Source organism: Tsukamurella tyrosinosolvens (genome assembly GCF_900104775.1).
Classification (GTDB): Bacteria; Actinomycetota; Actinomycetes; order Mycobacteriales; family Mycobacteriaceae; genus Tsukamurella; species Tsukamurella tyrosinosolvens.
Window position 1 is genome coordinate 4,384,560 of the sequence record NZ_FNSA01000003.1, and the last position, 14,089, is coordinate 4,398,648.

Genomic DNA, 14,089 nt, shown 5'->3' on the forward strand with positions numbered 1-14,089 from the left:
TTCTCTCACGTGCGGGTCCGGGGCCCGTCACGGAAGGGCGGGCGCCAGATCGTCGATGACGGTGGCGAGCGCGTCACGGACCGCGCGGGGCACGTCGGCCCCGTGCGTGGTGAACGCGGCGAGGGCGGCACCGTCCTCGATGGCCATCAGCCGCTCGACACACGGGCCCGTGACCCGGCGACCGGAGCGCGTGAGCACCTCGACGTGCAGCTCCGCCAGCACGTTCCGCACCTGCGCCTGCAGCCGCGTGAGCTCGGGATCGCGGGCGCACAGCACCATCCGCTCATAGCGCGAGACGAGGGCGCCGCGATCGGCCGCGGTGTCGCAGGCGAAGAAGATCGAGGCGAGGAGCTTCGCGAGGGCGGAGTCACCGCGCTTGCGGCGGCTCACCGTCTCGACGCGGCCGCGGACCGCGGCCACGTCCAGCTCCCCCGCGTAGGCGACGGCGTTCGAGAGCAGGTCGCCGAGCGACTCGAAGTAGTAGGTGGTCGCGGCCAGCGGGATGTGGGCGCGGTGCGCGACGGCGCGGTGCCGGACCGATTCGAAGCCGCCCTCGACGAGGAGCTCTCCGGCCGCCGCCACGAGGGCCGCGCGCCGGCGCTCACCCTTGGGCGTGGTCGCGGCTGTCATCAGAGACATGCTGCCAGCACGTCCCGCTCCACCAGACGGTTTCGACCAAATCGTCGGCACCCATCCGGACCGACGAGGTCAAATGCGCTACTGCAAGGCCTGGTGGCCGATGTCCGTGCGGAAATGACTGCCCGGCAGCTTGATCCGCTCGAGCTTCGCGTAGGCGTCGGCGCGGGCCGCCGCCAGGTCGTCGCCGACGCCGACCACGTTGAGCACCCGGCCACCGTTCGAGACCAGGCGTCCCTCGCCGTCGACGGCCGTTCCGGCGTGGTAGATCCCCGCGCCCTCGGCACCCGTGATGACGTCGCCCTTGCGCGGCGAGGCGGGGTAGTTCTCGGCGGCGAGGACGACCGTGATGGCGGCACCGTCGCGCCACCGGAGCGGGGGCAGCGCGCCCAGCGCACCCGTGGCGGTGGCGTTGAGCGCCTCGCCCAGTGGGGATTCGAGCAGGCTCAGCACGGCCTGCGTCTCGGGGTCGCCGAAGCGGCAGTTGAACTCGACGACGGCCGGGCCCTCCGCGCCCATCGCCAGCCCCGCGTACAGCAGGCCGGAGAACGGAGTGCCGCGGCGCACCATCTCGCGCGCGACGGGGCGCACGACGGTCTCGACGATCTCCTCCGTCGCGCCCGCGGGCAGCCACGGCAGGGGCGCGTAGGCACCCATGCCACCGGTGTTGGGGCCGGTGTCGCCGTCGCCGACGCGCTTGTGGTCCTGCGCGGGCAGCAGCGGCACCACGTCCTCGCCGTCGACGAGACAGAACAGGGAGACCTCGGGGCCGTCGAGGAAGGACTCGAGCAGCGCGGGCCGGCCGGACTCGATCAGGTCGGCGGCGTGCGCACGCGCGGCGGCGCGGTCGGCCGTCACGACGACGCCCTTGCCCGCGGCGAGCCCGTCGTCCTTGACGACCCAGGTGGGGCCGAAGCGGTCGAGCGCGGCGTCGATGTCCGCCGGGCTGTCGACGATCTCGCTGCGCGCGGTGCGCACGCCGGCGGCGTCCATCACGTCCTTGGCGAAGGCCTTGGAGCCCTCGATCTGCGCCGCGGCGGCGGACGGGCCGAAGACGGCGATGCCGCGGGCGCGGACGGCGTCGGCGACGCCGAGGACCAGCGGGACCTCGGGGCCGATCACCACGAGGTCGGCGCCGAGCTCGGCGGCCAGGGCCGCCACGGCGTCGCCCGAGGAGGCGTCCACGGCGTGATTGGTCGCGATGGCCGCGGTCCCCGGATTACCCGGGGCCGCATGCAGCTCGGTGACCTGCGGGTCACGGGACAGCGCGTCGAGGAGGGCGTGTTCGCGGCCGCCGGTGCCGATGACGAGTACTCGCACGGCCATGACACTACCGGGACCCTCCACTAGCCTGGCCGTATGGCATCCGTCTTCTCGAAGATCATCGCCGGCGAGCTCCCGGGCCGGTTCGTGTACCAGGACGATTCGGTGGTGGCGTTCCTGACCATCGGGCCCCTCACGCAGGGTCACGTGCTGGTGGTGCCGCGCGAGGAGGTCGACCACTGGGAGTCCATCGACGACGCGCTGTGGCAGCACCTCAACGACGTCGCGCGCAGGATCGGGCGGGCGGTCAAGCGCGCCTTCGATGCGCCGCGCGCGGGCCTGATCGTCGCCGGCTTCGAGATCCCGCACCTGCACCTGCACGTCTTCCCGGCGTACGGACTCACCGACTTCGACTTCACCAACGTCGACCCGAACCCGAGCGCCGATTCGCTCGACGAGGCGCAGACGAAGATCGTCGAGGCGCTCGCCGCGGAGTAGTGCCGGTCAGCGGGGCAGGCGCACCGTGAAGGCCGCGCCCTTCCCCGGGGCGGTGTCGACGGTGACGGTGCCCCCGTGCCGCTCGACGATGCCGTGCACGATCGACAGGCCCAGTCCGGCGCCGCCGCTGCCGCGGCTGCGCGAGGAGTCGGTGCGGTAGAAGCGCTCGAAGACGCGCGCGGCCTCGCCGGGCTCCATGCCCGGTCCGGTGTCGGTGACGGACAGGACCACCGCGTCGGGTTCCTCGGTGACCCGGACGCGCACCGTCGCCTCGTCGGGCGTGTGCCGCAGCGCGTTCGAGACGAGGTTGGTGACCACTTGGTGCAGGCGGTCCCGGTCCCCCGTCAGCGCGACGGTGCCGGCACCGTCGGCCTCGAGCGCGATGTCGCGACCCGGCTCGCGGGCCTGCGCGGCGTGGACCACGTCGTCGGCGACGGCGGTGAGGTCGACGGCGTCGGCGGCGAGCGGGCGGCGCGCGTCGAGGCGGGCGAGCAGCAGCAGGTCCTCGACGAGCAGGCCCATCCGCTCCGCCTCGGATTCGATGCGGGACATGACGAAACCGGTGTCGTCGGTGGCGCCCTGCCGGTACAGCTCGGCGAAGCCGCGGATCGAGGTCAGCGGCGTACGGAGCTCGTGCGACGCGTCGCCGACGAAGCGGCGCATCCGCTCCTCGTCGGCGCGGGCCCGCTCCTCCGACGACGCGACCCGGTCGAAGGAGTCCTGCACCTGGTGCAGCATCGTGTTGATCGACGTCGACAGCCGGCCGACCTCGGTGTGCGGCGGCGCCTCGGGGACGCGACGGGTGAGATCGCCCGCGGCGATGGCCTCCGCGGTGGCCTCCACCTCCTCGAGCGGGCGCAGCGAGCGGCGCACCACGAGGTACCCGAGGCCGCCCGCGATGATGAGGACGCCGCCGCCGATGAGCAGCTCCAGCACGATCATGGCGCGCAGGGTGGAGTCGACGTCGGAGAGCGTGACCGCGACGAAGGCGACCCCGTACTGCGAGCTCGACTGCACGACGCGCCACTGCGGCCCCTGACCCCCGACCGAGTGCACGGTGACGGCGTCGCCGTGCAGGTCGCCGAGGCCGGAGAGGTCCGGCTGCTCGGTGAAATCGGGATTGCTGATCCGCAGCTGCGTGCCGTCGGGCAGGAAGACCGCCTGGTAGAAGCGCGTGGGCGGCGGCTTGCCGCCGCGTACCGGCTCGGGCAGGTTCGGTTTCGGCCGGGCCCAGGTGTCGGCGGCCTGCCGCAGCGTCTGATCCTCCCGCGAGACCAGCCGGTCCTTCATGGCCGCCGTCAGCGCGGTCCCGGAGGCCAGCAGGCCGAGGAAGACGAGGCCGACGACCACCGCGACCAGCGAGAGGCGCAGCGGGACGCGGGAGGCGAGCGATGTCGGCCCCTTCGCGGGCGGGGCCACCGCGGGTGAAGCCATCGCGGCCTACCTCGGTTCGCGGAGCACGTACCCCACGCCGCGGAGCGTGTGGATCAGTCGCTTCTCGCCCGTGTCGACCTTGCGGCGCAGGTAGGAGACGTAGGACTCCACGACGTTGACGTCGCCGCCGAAGTCGTAGTGCCAGACGTGGTCGAGGATCCGCGGCTTGGACAGCACGACCCCCGCGTTGACCATGAAGTAGCGCAGCAGCGTGAACTCGGTCGGCGAGAGCGCGACCAGCTCGCCCGCCTTCCACACCTCGTGCGTCTCGTCGTCGAGCTCGAGGTCGGCGAAGGTCAGGCGGGTCGTGTTCTCGGCCTCGCCAAAGCCGTGCCGGCGCAGCAGGACGTTGATCCGGGCGACGACCTCCTCGAGGCTGAACGGCTTGGTGACGTAGTCGTCGCCGCCGAGGGTGAGTCCGGCGACCTTGTCCTCGACCGAGTCGCGGGCGGTGAGGAAGAGCGCCGGGGCGTCGATCCCGTCCTGCCGCAGCCGCTTGAGCAGGCCCAGACCGTCCATGCCCGGCATCATGATGTCGAGCACCATGACGTCGGGCCGGAAGGTGCGCACCCGGTCGAGCGCGGCCGGGCCGTCCTGTGCCGCCTCCACGTCGAAGCCCTGGAACTTCAGGCTGACCTGCAGCAGTTCCCGGATGCTCTGCTCGTCGTCGACCACGAGCACGCGCGGCTTGGTTTCGTCTTTCGCACTGGACACACCGCCATAGTGCACGCCCGGGCGCCCTGGACTCTGACGACTCGCTGTCAGTTCCCTGTGAACGTGACGGCGTGGCCTCGTGTTCGGCGCGTTCAGCCTGTTCAGCGCAGGGAGTCGAGGATCTCCTGGGTCACCGGGTCGACGATGTCCTGCACCTCGGGGTGCTTGGAGACGTACCGCTTGACCAGCGGGCACACCGGGACGACGCGCTTGCCGGCGGCGCGGGTGTCCTCGAGGGCGTCGTGCACCAGGATGCCGCTGAGGCCGCGGCCGGAGAACTTCTCGTCGAGCTCGGTGTGCGGGAAGATGCGCTGCTCACCGCGGTCGATGAAGACCGTGAAGCCGGCGAGCTCCCCGTCGACGGTGATGTCGTAGCGGCCCTCGGCGTCGTTGCGGGCGACGGCGACGGTCTCGGTGTTCTCGGTCACTGCGGGTTCCTCCTGCGGGGCTTGAGCCGGGTGGTGGGGAGCGGCGGCGCGGGCAGGTACTGATCGTCGCGCCATCCGCTCACACTGCCGAAACGCGCGGCGCGCGCCTGCCATTCCTCGCGGTACTCGACGATCTCGTCGTGGGTGCGACCCACGAAGTTCCACCACATGACGATGTCCTCGTCGAAGGGGACGCCGCCGAGCAGGACGACCCGGGCGTCCTCCTCGGTGGGGTTGTGCAGGCGCAGGCCGCCGAGCCCCGGACCGGCGTAGCCGAGATCGCCCCAGGCGAGCGAGACACCGTCGAACAGCAGGCGCTGCGTGTCGAGCAGGACTCCGTGCTCGAAGGCGGGGTCGACCGCGAGGCTGACCCGCGCGCCCGGGCGCAGGGTCAGCTCCGCGCCGAGCAGCGGGGTCGCCGTGACGACCGGCGACGTGCTGCCCGCGAGCTCGCCGATGAAGACGCGGGCGGTGCCGCCCGGGCCGCCGGACCGCACGTCGGGCAGGTCGACGGCGGGCGGTGCGTAGTGCTGGAAGCCGTTGGGCGCGTTGCGCGCCCGGTCGGGCAGGGCGAGCCACAGCTGCACGCCGTGCAGGCGCGTGGTCTGCGGCGTGGAGACCTCGGAGTGGCTGATGCCGTAGCCCGCGGACATGAGGTTGATCTCGCCCGGCAGGACCGGCGCCTCGACGCCGGCGCTGTCGCGGTGCTCGATCTCGCCCTCGAACAGCCAGCTCACGGTCTGCAGGCCGGTGTGCGGGTGGGGCGGGACGTTCATGCCGCCGGAGCGATCCACCTCGTCGGGACCGTAGTGGTCGGCGAAGCACCACGCCCCGATCATGGAGCGTTCGTGCGTGGGGAGGGTGCGGCGCACCGTCATCGCGCGGGGGCCGCCGAGCGGCACCTCCCGCGCCTCGATCACCTCCACCCCGGCAGCGGAGGCCGGGCCGTCCACGCCGGCCCCGCACTCGACCTCTTCGGGCTGTCGGTCGACGTTGCTCATGACCGCTAGCCTAGTGCCATGCCAGCCCAGCGCGTGCGGATCGACAAGGCCTCCCCCCGGATCTACAAGCAGTTGATCGCGGTCTCCACGGAGGTGGCCGAGGCGGCGGCGGCCGCCGGAATCGGCCGCGACGTGGTCGAATTGGTGAACCTGCGGTGCTCGCAGCTCAACGGCTGCGCCTACTGCCTGGACCTGCACGCCCGCGCCGGTCGTGCGGCGGGGCTCAGCGACCAGCAGCTCGACGTACTGGCGGCCTGGCGGGAGGCACCCGCGCTGTTCGACGACGTGCAGCGCGCAGCGCTCGAGATCGCCGAGCTGGTGACGCAGTTGCCGCCGCACCACGCGGCGGACGTCGCCTACGACCGCGCCACCGACGTGCTCGACGAGGCGCAGACCTCCGTGCTCATCTGGGCCGCGGTGACGATCAACGCCTTCAACCGGGTGTCCGTGGTCAGCGGGTACGAGGTGCGGCACCGCGTGTGAGCGCGGTGTCGCGTGTGAGCGCGGCGCCGCGTGTGAGCGCGGCGCCGCTGCGCGCGATCTAGAGGGCCGGCTCGTAGGAGATCTGGTAGCCGTTCGGGGCGATGACGGCGAGGCCGCGGCCGACGTCCACGCGGTAGGTGTAGCCGTTGTTGACGGCGCTGTACGACGAGCCGTTCGACCACACGACCGGCGCGGTCACGGCGAGGCCGTTGCCCTTGCCGAAGCCGCGGTACTCCGTGCGCCCGTCGCCCTGCCAGCGGCAGATCGACACGCTGGAGCTGGGGGTCTCGAGGTGCGTGACGGTCCATTGATGCACGTCGCAGCCGTTCGGCGAGGCATTGGCGGCCCCCGGCGCGACGGCGGCGATCCCTGCAGCTGCCGCCAGGGCGGCGGTGGCGGCGACGATCTTCGTGCGGATGATCATGACGACTCCTTCTCCGTGGACGTTCGCTGACCTCCACACCGTCGCGCGCAGGTCTTGAGCCTAGCTCAAGAGACGCTTAAGGCGCAGGTCAGGAGCGGTCGTTGCGTCTCGCATCCGGGCGCTGGACGGACGATGATGAACCGCATGAGAATCGCCGTCCCCCTGCGGATCACCGGGCTCGTCGCCGTGGCGGCGGTCGCGGCAGCGGCGGCGTGCGGCACCCCGGCACCGTCGAGCGCCCCCGGTTCCCCGTCGTCGAGCGCTGCACCGGCTCCACCCGCGTGCGATGCGGACACGGTCACGGGGCGCTCCGACTACGGGGCTCCGTTGCGCTGCCTGCTGCACGACGCCCGATTCCCGCGCTTGACGTTCGACTACTCCGATCCGGGATTCGCCGGCCCTGACGGCCGGAACCAGGTCATCGTCGTGAGAGAGGGCGATCGGCTCGTCCAGACGATCACCGAGCGCGCGGTCTCCCCCGCGCCGGGGCCGCCCTTCGCCCCGCGATGGGCGAACGACGGCGACGGCCAACTGGCCGTCGTCACCAACTCCGGCGGTTCCGGCGGAGTCGGCCTCGCGGTCTGGCGGGCGCGCGGCCCCGAGGGGCCGTTCGTCCGTGGCGGTGAGCTGTTCGGGTTCCCGTGGCGGACGGCGACGACCGAGGAGGGCTACACAGCCCTGTACGCCCACTCGTCGGCCACGAGCGGCGCGTACACGATCTTCCGGCTCGCCGGCGATCGGGTCGTCCGCCTGCTGAATCTTCCGGTTGCGGTCGTGGGCTCGGCCGACACCAGCCTCGGCGGGGACGGCCCTGTCGTGACCGATCGCAACACCTCCTGCCGTGCGGTCGCGCCGACGCCCGCGCAGGCCCAGGCGCTCGGCGAGGCGGGCGTGACCGCCGCCGGGTACGGGGAGCGGCTGTGTCGCCAGGACTGGGTGGGCCGGACCTACGCGGGGTGACGGTCTCCACCCACGGGCGGATGCCGCGCACCGTCGGGCGTGGTTGGGTGAGGGCATGACGGAACGGATCACGAAGTTCACGCGGTCGGGTCTCACCTTCCCGGTCGTCGACAGCGGACCGATCGACGGCGAGATCGTCGTTCTGCTGCACGGCTTCCCACAGACGCCGACCTCCTGGGAGGAGACGGCGGCGCACCTGCACGCGCAGGGGTACCGCACCGTCGTGCCGTGGCAGCGGGGGTACGCGCGGACCGCGAGCCCGGCGCGACGCTGGCAGTACCGCAGCTCCGAGCTGGCGGCCGACGTCGCGGCGCTGCTGGAGCGGACCGGGCCGGCGCACCTCGTCGGGCACGACTGGGGATCGTCGACGGCGTGGCTGACGGCCGCGACGTACCCGCACCTCGTGCGCACGCTGACCGCCGTCTCGGTGCCGCACCCGCTCGCCTTCCTGCGCGCGTTCCTCCGCTCCGACCAGGTGCTGAAGTCGTACTACATGTACCTCTTCCAGATCCCCGCGGTGCCGGAGCTGCTGGCCCGACGGTTCCCGGGGCGCTTCGAGGCCTTCCTCCGCGCGAGCGGCATGCCCGACGACGCCGTCCGCACCGTCGTGGACGAGGTGCTGACGCCCGGGCTGCTCGGCGGCGGCCTGAACTACTACCGCGGCATGCCGTTCACCGCGGTGAAGCCCGGTGAGGGTACCCGGGTGGCGTGCCCGGTGACGTACATCTGGAGCACCGACGACGTCGCGCTGACGCGCGCCGGGGCCGAGCTCGCGGGCGAGTACGTCGACGGGCCGTACCGGTTCGTAGTACTCGACGGCGTCAGCCACTGGATCCCCGACGAGCGGCCGGAGCAACTCGCAGCGGAGATCGTGGGCACGGCGGCGCTGGCCTGATTCCCTCCTGCGAACACATTCCGTTCGAATCATATTCGATATTGTGATGAATTCGTGACCGTACTCTCGAACATCTGCGGTAGACTGGAGCCATCATCGACCGCGGGGGTGCGTCATGAACGGCAGCGCAGGGTCTGACCACGTCAGCTGGTTCGAGGTGGCGGAGCGACGCATCGCGGAGTGCGCGCTCGCGACCGCGATCGCCGAGGAGATCGCCGAGCTCGAAGCCGCGGATGCTGCTGCGCACGAGACCACGTCGCTGTCGGACGAAGGGCCTTCGGGGTGGGGCGGGCGCGTCTCCTCGCGTGCACGGCGGGCCGCCGCGATCCGTCCGTCGTCGGTCCGCCCCAGCGAACGCCACGTCGCCCGGCGGCATCGAATCACGGCGCATCCCCTCGCGGCGCGCTCGCCCTAGCGCTCGGGTGTTCGAACCATCCCGCTAGAGGATGCGCTGCATCAGGACGAGGTCCAGCCAGCGGCCGAATTTGATGCCCACCTGGGGCATCTGGCCGGTGACGCGGAACCCGAGCTTGCGATGCAGGGCGACCGAGGCGTGGTTGGACTCCTCGATGGCCGCGACGACGACGTGGACGTCGGCCTGCTGCGCGCGCTCGATGAGCGCGTTCATCAGCGCCTCGGCGATCCCGCGCCGGTAGAAGCCGTCGGCGACGTACACCGAGTTCTCGACGGTGTGCTTGTACCCCGACTTGGCGCGGAACGGACCGTACGAGGCGTAACCACCCAGCTCACCGTCGACGATGGCGACGAGGACGGGGAAACCACCCGCGCGGCGCTCGGCCAGCCAGGCCTCGCGCTCGGCGAGATCGGCCTTCTCCTCCGACCAGATGGCGGTCGAGTTCTCCACGGCATCGTTGTGGATGACGAGGATCGCCGGCAGGTCGCTCGGCTGGGCGTCGCGGATCTCCATGCGGCCAGCTTATTGCTCGGCGACGAAGATGCAGAACGGGTAGGCGCGCTCCCCGGCAGGGCGCCGGTCCTCGGGACACCTAGTCGGCGACGATGCGGGGCGTCTCGGAGGCCTTCGCGGTGAACTCGGGAGCGCGCTTCTCGAGGAAGGCGGCCACGCCCTCCTTGCCGTCGCCGATCGACGAGTAGTACATCGCCAGCGAGTCGGCCAGGTGCGCGTCGAGCGGCTTCGCGGAGCCGAGGCCGCGGTAGATGAGCTGCTTGTTGAGCGCGACGCCGGCGGCGGAGCGGCCCTTCACCCAGGAGCGGGCGAGCTCCTGCGCGGCGGGCACCAGCTCGTCGGGCTCGTGCAGGCTGCGGACGAGGCGGCCCTCGCGCGCCTGCTCGGCGGTGAGGATGTCGGCGGAGTACACCCACTCCAGCGCCTGCGCGGGGCCGACGATGCGCGGCAGGAACCAGCTGGAGCACGCCTCCATGACGATGCCGAGCCGGCCGAACACGAAGCCGATGCGGGCCTTCGTCGACGCGAGGCGGGTGTCCATCGCGAGGGTCATCGTCGCGCCGATGCCGACCGCGGGGCCGTTGATCGCGGCGATCACGGGCTTGGGCAGCGAGTAGATCGCCAGCGTGAGCTTGCCGCCGGTGTCGCGCACCCCGTCCTGGAACGGCGCCTGGTCGTACGCAGCGGCGAACTCCTCGGGCGTCGGCCGCACCGACTCGTCGAGCCCGAAGACGTTGCCCTCACCCGTGAGGTCCATGCCCGCGCAGAAGGCGCGGCCCGCGCCGGTGACGACGACCGCGCGCACCTCGTCGCGCCGCGCGTGGACCTCGAAGAACTCGGTCAGCTCGCGCGCCATGGTGACGCTGAAGGCGTTGAGCTGATCCGGGCGGTCGAGCACGAGGGTGGCGATGCCGTCGTCGTCGAGCGTCCAGCTGATGGTCTCGAAGGAAGCAGTCATGGCGCAACGATATGCTGTGCCCCGACGGCCGCGAGGCCGCCCGCCTCCCTAGCTCAGTGGTAGAGCACCGCTCTTGTAAAGCGAAGGTCGTCGGTTCAATCCCGACGGGGGGCTCCACGAAAGGGGCAGCATGTCGACCACCGTGCAGGTCATCCTCATCACTGCACTGGTGCTCGGCCTCGTCGCCCTGGTCTTCGGCCTGGTGCACCTGTGGAACACCAAGGTCGAGGGCACCGCGCGCGAGCAGAAGATCGACGGCTTCTTCGACCGGCTCAGCGATCGCTTCTTCGACCGCTGAGCCGAGTCGCTTGGCCGACCGTCAGCCGGACCGTCAGCCGCGCAGGGCCGAGGCGAAGATGCCCGGCAGCTTCAGCCACGAGGGCTTCGCCGCGAACTCGGTGAGGCGACGGCCCGTCGTCGCGCCGGTGCGGTTGGTGACGAACCACGGCGGCTTCGGCGACATCGACAGCTCGCCGCCCGCGAACGAGCGGGGCGACGGGCGGAAGGGCCCGCGCACGACGGTCCGCTCCACGTCGTCGAGGAGCAGCGCGTTGTGGACCACGCCGATGCCGCTCTGCACGTCGTCGATGGTGTGGCCGGGGAACGCGCCCCAGGACGCGCGGGCGGTGAGGTAGCCGACGCCGGTCCAGGCGTTGACCGCGATGGTGCCGTAGCGCAGGTCGGCGATCGCGCGATCGAACGCCGCGCCGAGGGCCTTGATGGTCGCGGGGTCGGCGACGATGTTCACGCCGAGCGTGCCCTCGAAGTCCTCGTTGGCGGCGCGGACGGCCGTCGCGAGGAACGACGCGGCGTCGCCGGGCAGCTCGAGGACGCCGTAGACCGGAGCGAAGTACTCGGTGTGCATCGCCTCCTCCGTGCCGTCGGCCCGGAGGCCGAAGACGAGGGTGCGGGCACCGTCGGGCCCGACGGCCTGCGCCCGCTCGCCGTACCCGGCCCGGGCGGCGGCGACGCGGTCGGCGGAACCCGGGTAGTAGTCGCGGCGCGACGGTGCGCGGTCGAAGGCCTCGCGCAGCTCCCGCAGGAACTCCTCCTTCTGCGGCCAGTCCGCGCTGATCACGGCCACCTGCGAGGCGACGCAGTTGTAGCCGTTGTTGTGCAGGCGCTGCGTGGCGAGGTGCTCGGCCTGGAACCGCAGGTCGGCGGCGGACCACTCGCCGGGGACGACGATCGTCGGCGAGACGCCGCCCAGCTCGCTGGTGATCGCCTTGTCGAGCAGCGGACGGTTCTCCGCCTTGCGCTGCGCGCCCTCGTCGCCGGTTCCGAAGACGATGGCGTCGTGGGTGCGGGCACTGCCGGTCATGTGCACGGTGGTGATGCCGGGATGGTTGACCAGGGCGCCGCCCACGTCGGCGCCGCCGGTGACGATGCAGACCACGCCGCGGTCGATGAGCGGGGCGAAGGCGGCGCGGTAGGTGTCGAGCAGCGGGTCGGTGACCGGGTTGAGCTTGAGCAGCACGACGCGGTTGTCGGCGTAGAGCTGGTACAGCGTGTCGAGCGGCGGGATGGAGAAGATGTTGCCCGCGCCGAGGACGCCGGCGATGCCGTGCGTGATCGTCGGGTCGAGCTCGCCGAGGCCGGCGCGCTCGCGGACGGTGGCGGCGTCCACGCCCGGCACCGTCCAGACCTGCGCGGAGAAGCCGCTGAGCAGGAGCTGGTCGAAGGCGCTGTGCGGCAGCACCTCCACGGCCGAGCGGCCGCCGGGCGCGGCGCTGATGGTGAAGCCGTCGACCGGGCTGCGGCCCTCCTCCAACGCCTGGAGCGACGCGGCGAGGGCCTCGCAGGCGGTGATCACGGAGTACGGGCCGGAGAGCCACTCCTCGCCGAGGAGCGTCGAGTCGGCGGGCAGGCCCTTGATGCCCGCCGCGGCGTCGACCCACTGCCGGGCGACGGCCGCGGTGGCCTCGCGGACCTCGTCGAGCAGGGCGCGACGTTCCGCCAGCGACGTGGCGGCCCACGTGCGCTCGCCCTGCTGCAGGTCGGCGACGGCGGCGTCGAGGACTGATTCGGTGGTGGTCATGGCGCGCTCCGGTCTGACGGTCGGTCCGGCGTGAGCCGGGTCACTGTTCTCCCTCGAGTCTGGTCGCCGGCGGCGGCCCGGGCATCGTGCGGGAGTTCCGGGTCCCACCACGTCGCGTTGTGCTCGCGCACAGCGACCGGGCCCGGGCGGACGGTTACCATCGAGGGGTGTCGACGATCACAGCACCGTCCGGTGCCTCCCCCGCGGAGTTCGCCCGGCTGCTGGTGGACGACGTGGAAGCGCTCACCGACGAGCTGGTGGAGTGCATCCTCACGGGCGAGCACGCCTACGCCGAGAGCACGCTGATCACCCCGGACGAGCTGCGCGAGGCTGTGCACGCGAACCTCGACTCGGTACTGCGTCAGCTGGGCGGCGACCCCGACGAGGACCTGCACGCCGCCCGCGCCACCGGCCGGCTCAAGGCCGAGTACGGCTTCCCGCTGGCCGCCCTCCTGCACGCCTACCGGCTCGCGGGGCGCCTCGTGTGGGACCACATGCGCGCCGCGTGCACCGACCATCCCGAGCTCCTGCCCGACATCGGCGGCGACGTCTGGCGCATCATCGACGACTACTCGACCGCGGCCGCCGAGGAGTACGGGCGCGCGGTCGCCGATCGCACCACCCGGCACGCCGAGCTCCTTCGCGTGGAGCTGCGCGCCCTGCTCGACGGCGTGCTCGAGCCCGGTCGCCTGCACGCCGCCGCGCAGACGCTGCAGCTCCCCGTGACCGGCACGTTCCTCGTCGTGTGCGCGGAGGCCGGGGCCGGCGCCGCCGACGAGCCGTACGCGGGCGTCGACCGCCGGCTGCGGGACCGACTCGTCGCCTCGCACTGGATGTCGGACGTGCAGACCCGCATCGGGCTGCTGAGCCTGAGCACACCGCACCTCCTGCCACAGGTCCTGGAGCTGCTGCGCACCGAGGCGAGCGGCCGCGTGGGCATCAGCGCCCCCTTCGCCACGCCGCTCGAGGCGCGCGACGGGCTGCGGCAGGCGGAGCTCGCGATGGCCAGCCTGGTCCCCGGCGCGGCGACGACCGAGACCTACGGGCGGTCGGCGCTGCCGCTCGCGCTCGCGCACTCCCCGGCCGCGGCGCGGGAACTGCGGGACGCGGTGCTCGGCCCCGTGCTCGCGCTGCCGGAGGCCGACCGGGAGGCGCTCATCGGCACCGTCCGGGCCTGGTTCGACTGCGGCGGCTCCCTCGTCGCCACCGCCGAGCAGCTGCACTACCACCGGAACACGATCAATCACCGGCTGCGCCGGATCGAGCAGCTGACGGGGCGGGATCGTTCCGACCCGCGGGCCGCCGCGGAGCTCTACGCCGCGGTCCTCGCCGACCGGTTGTTCGGACCGGAGTAGCCGGCGAACCGGCGCGCGGTGGTCGACCGATCCGTACAATCAGTCATACGACCGACTTTATTGCGGCGCCCGCC

17 protein-coding genes and 1 tRNA gene are annotated in these 14,089 nt (G+C 72.2%); 8 read left to right on the forward strand and 10 right to left on the reverse strand.

Translation table 11 applies throughout. The features are described 5' to 3' along the window. Positions 1-27: 27 nt before the first annotated feature. Positions 28-630 carry a TetR/AcrR family transcriptional regulator gene (locus tag BLW32_RS23810; RefSeq protein ID WP_068523288.1) on the reverse strand — a complete coding sequence of 201 codons (603 nt, stop codon included), beginning with the start codon at positions 628-630 and terminating at the stop codon, positions 28-30. 87 nt (positions 631-717) lie between these two features. After that, positions 718-1,956, reverse strand: coding sequence for a phosphoribosylamine--glycine ligase (purD, locus tag BLW32_RS23815; protein ID WP_175546306.1), 1,239 nt, complete (start codon positions 1,954-1,956; stop codon positions 718-720). Between the two features lie 39 nt (positions 1,957-1,995). On the opposite strand from purD, the gene BLW32_RS23820 reads away from it, so the two are divergent. Next, positions 1,996-2,397, forward strand: a complete 402-nt coding sequence (locus BLW32_RS23820) for an HIT family protein (protein ID WP_068522824.1) — start codon at positions 1,996-1,998, stop codon at positions 2,395-2,397. Between the two features lie 6 nt (positions 2,398-2,403). Here the strand turns inward: BLW32_RS23820 and BLW32_RS23825 are convergent, their stop codons facing one another. From BLW32_RS23825 to BLW32_RS23840, 4 genes are all read right to left on the reverse strand, one after another. Beyond that, positions 2,404-3,831, reverse strand: a complete 1,428-nt coding sequence (locus BLW32_RS23825) for a sensor histidine kinase (protein WP_068741452.1) — start codon at positions 3,829-3,831, stop codon at positions 2,404-2,406. 6 nt (positions 3,832-3,837) lie between these two features. Next, the gene (locus BLW32_RS23830) at positions 3,838-4,545 is read right to left on the reverse strand and encodes a response regulator transcription factor (protein ID WP_068741663.1); all 708 of its coding nucleotides are present in this window, start codon (positions 4,543-4,545) and stop codon (positions 3,838-3,840) included. Between the two features lie 101 nt (positions 4,546-4,646). Beyond that, positions 4,647-4,973: a GNAT family N-acetyltransferase gene (locus BLW32_RS27820; protein ID WP_068522827.1), complete on the reverse strand. Its 327-nt coding sequence runs from the start codon at positions 4,971-4,973 to the stop codon at positions 4,647-4,649. After that, positions 4,970-5,974 carry a pirin family protein gene (locus BLW32_RS23840; RefSeq protein ID WP_068741451.1) on the reverse strand — a complete coding sequence of 335 codons (1,005 nt, stop codon included), beginning with the start codon at positions 5,972-5,974 and terminating at the stop codon, positions 4,970-4,972. The genes BLW32_RS27820 and BLW32_RS23840 overlap by 4 nt, the downstream gene beginning before the upstream one ends. Positions 5,975-5,992: 18 nt before the next feature. Here BLW32_RS23840 and BLW32_RS23845 point away from each other — a divergent pair, with 18 nt between their 5' ends. Further along, positions 5,993-6,457: a carboxymuconolactone decarboxylase family protein gene (locus tag BLW32_RS23845; RefSeq protein ID WP_068741450.1), complete on the forward strand. Its 465-nt coding sequence runs from the start codon at positions 5,993-5,995 to the stop codon at positions 6,455-6,457. Between the two features lie 58 nt (positions 6,458-6,515). Here BLW32_RS23845 and BLW32_RS23850 read toward each other — a convergent pair whose 3' ends face one another. Next, positions 6,516-6,881, reverse strand: coding sequence for a hypothetical protein (locus BLW32_RS23850; RefSeq protein WP_068522830.1), 366 nt, complete (start codon positions 6,879-6,881; stop codon positions 6,516-6,518). 144 nt (positions 6,882-7,025) lie between these two features. Between BLW32_RS23850 and BLW32_RS23855 the strand changes: the two genes are divergently transcribed. The 3 genes from BLW32_RS23855 (at position 7,026) to BLW32_RS23865 (ending at position 9,151) form a co-directional block, all read left to right on the forward strand. After that, complete coding sequence (locus BLW32_RS23855) at positions 7,026-7,841, forward strand: hypothetical protein (RefSeq protein WP_074850818.1); 816 nt, start codon at positions 7,026-7,028, stop codon at positions 7,839-7,841. Positions 7,842-7,896: 55 nt separating this feature from the next. Then, entirely contained in the window at positions 7,897-8,736 is an 840-nt protein-coding gene (locus tag BLW32_RS23860; protein WP_068741448.1) for an alpha/beta fold hydrolase, read from the forward strand. 115 nt (positions 8,737-8,851) lie between these two features. Continuing rightward, the gene (locus BLW32_RS23865; RefSeq protein WP_068741447.1) at positions 8,852-9,151 is read left to right on the forward strand and encodes a hypothetical protein; all 300 of its coding nucleotides are present in this window, start codon (positions 8,852-8,854) and stop codon (positions 9,149-9,151) included. A 24-nt stretch (positions 9,152-9,175) separates the two neighbouring features. Here BLW32_RS23865 and BLW32_RS23870 read toward each other — a convergent pair whose 3' ends face one another. Together BLW32_RS23870 and BLW32_RS23875 are read right to left on the reverse strand one after the other, a co-directional pair. Continuing rightward, positions 9,176-9,664 (reverse strand): GNAT family N-acetyltransferase, encoded by a 489-nt coding sequence (locus BLW32_RS23870; protein ID WP_068522834.1) that lies wholly within the window; start codon positions 9,662-9,664, stop codon positions 9,176-9,178. 79 nt (positions 9,665-9,743) lie between these two features. Beyond that, positions 9,744-10,622 (reverse strand): crotonase/enoyl-CoA hydratase family protein, encoded by an 879-nt coding sequence (locus tag BLW32_RS23875; RefSeq protein WP_068741446.1) that lies wholly within the window; start codon positions 10,620-10,622, stop codon positions 9,744-9,746. Between the two features lie 42 nt (positions 10,623-10,664). Between BLW32_RS23875 and BLW32_RS23880 the strand changes: the two genes are divergently transcribed. Both BLW32_RS23880 and BLW32_RS27825 read left to right on the forward strand, forming a co-directional pair. Further along, positions 10,665-10,739: transfer RNA gene (locus BLW32_RS23880), tRNA-Thr, on the forward strand. Between the two features lie 13 nt (positions 10,740-10,752). Then, the gene (locus BLW32_RS27825) at positions 10,753-10,920 is read left to right on the forward strand and encodes a hypothetical protein (protein ID WP_170181082.1); all 168 of its coding nucleotides are present in this window, start codon (positions 10,753-10,755) and stop codon (positions 10,918-10,920) included. Between the two features lie 33 nt (positions 10,921-10,953). On the opposite strand, the gene BLW32_RS23885 is transcribed toward BLW32_RS27825, so the two are convergent. After that, the gene (locus tag BLW32_RS23885) at positions 10,954-12,660 is read right to left on the reverse strand and encodes an aldehyde dehydrogenase family protein (RefSeq protein WP_068741445.1); all 1,707 of its coding nucleotides are present in this window, start codon (positions 12,658-12,660) and stop codon (positions 10,954-10,956) included. A 167-nt stretch (positions 12,661-12,827) separates the two neighbouring features. Here BLW32_RS23885 and BLW32_RS23890 point away from each other — a divergent pair, with 167 nt between their 5' ends. Continuing rightward, entirely contained in the window at positions 12,828-14,015 is a 1,188-nt protein-coding gene (locus BLW32_RS23890; protein ID WP_068741444.1) for a PucR family transcriptional regulator, read from the forward strand. Positions 14,016-14,089: the final 74 nt, after the last annotated feature.

What these genes read in the sequence shown, in the direction of transcription:
- BLW32_RS23810 (WP_068523288.1), bottom strand. Translation starts at nt 630, where the DNA reads ATGACAGCCGCGACCACGCCCAAGGGTGAGCGCCGGCGCGCGGCCCTC.
- BLW32_RS23820 (WP_068522824.1), top strand. Translation starts at nt 1,996, where the DNA reads ATGGCATCCGTCTTCTCGAAGATCATCGCCGGCGAGCTCCCGGGCCGG.
- BLW32_RS23825 (WP_068741452.1), bottom strand. Translation starts at nt 3,831, where the DNA reads ATGGCTTCACCCGCGGTGGCCCCGCCCGCGAAGGGGCCGACATCGCTC.
- BLW32_RS23840 (WP_068741451.1), bottom strand. Translation starts at nt 5,974, where the DNA reads ATGAGCAACGTCGACCGACAGCCCGAAGAGGTCGAGTGCGGGGCCGGC.
- BLW32_RS23845 (WP_068741450.1), top strand. Translation starts at nt 5,993, where the DNA reads ATGCCAGCCCAGCGCGTGCGGATCGACAAGGCCTCCCCCCGGATCTAC.
- BLW32_RS23850 (WP_068522830.1), bottom strand. Translation starts at nt 6,881, where the DNA reads ATGATCATCCGCACGAAGATCGTCGCCGCCACCGCCGCCCTGGCGGCA.
- BLW32_RS23855 (WP_074850818.1), top strand. Translation starts at nt 7,026, where the DNA reads ATGAGAATCGCCGTCCCCCTGCGGATCACCGGGCTCGTCGCCGTGGCG.
- BLW32_RS23860 (WP_068741448.1), top strand. Translation starts at nt 7,897, where the DNA reads ATGACGGAACGGATCACGAAGTTCACGCGGTCGGGTCTCACCTTCCCG.
- BLW32_RS23865 (WP_068741447.1), top strand. Translation starts at nt 8,852, where the DNA reads ATGAACGGCAGCGCAGGGTCTGACCACGTCAGCTGGTTCGAGGTGGCG.
- BLW32_RS23870 (WP_068522834.1), bottom strand. Translation starts at nt 9,664, where the DNA reads ATGGAGATCCGCGACGCCCAGCCGAGCGACCTGCCGGCGATCCTCGTC.
- BLW32_RS23875 (WP_068741446.1), bottom strand. Translation starts at nt 10,622, where the DNA reads ATGACTGCTTCCTTCGAGACCATCAGCTGGACGCTCGACGACGACGGC.
- BLW32_RS27825 (WP_170181082.1), top strand. Translation starts at nt 10,753, where the DNA reads ATGTCGACCACCGTGCAGGTCATCCTCATCACTGCACTGGTGCTCGGC.
- BLW32_RS23885 (WP_068741445.1), bottom strand. Translation starts at nt 12,660, where the DNA reads ATGACCACCACCGAATCAGTCCTCGACGCCGCCGTCGCCGACCTGCAG.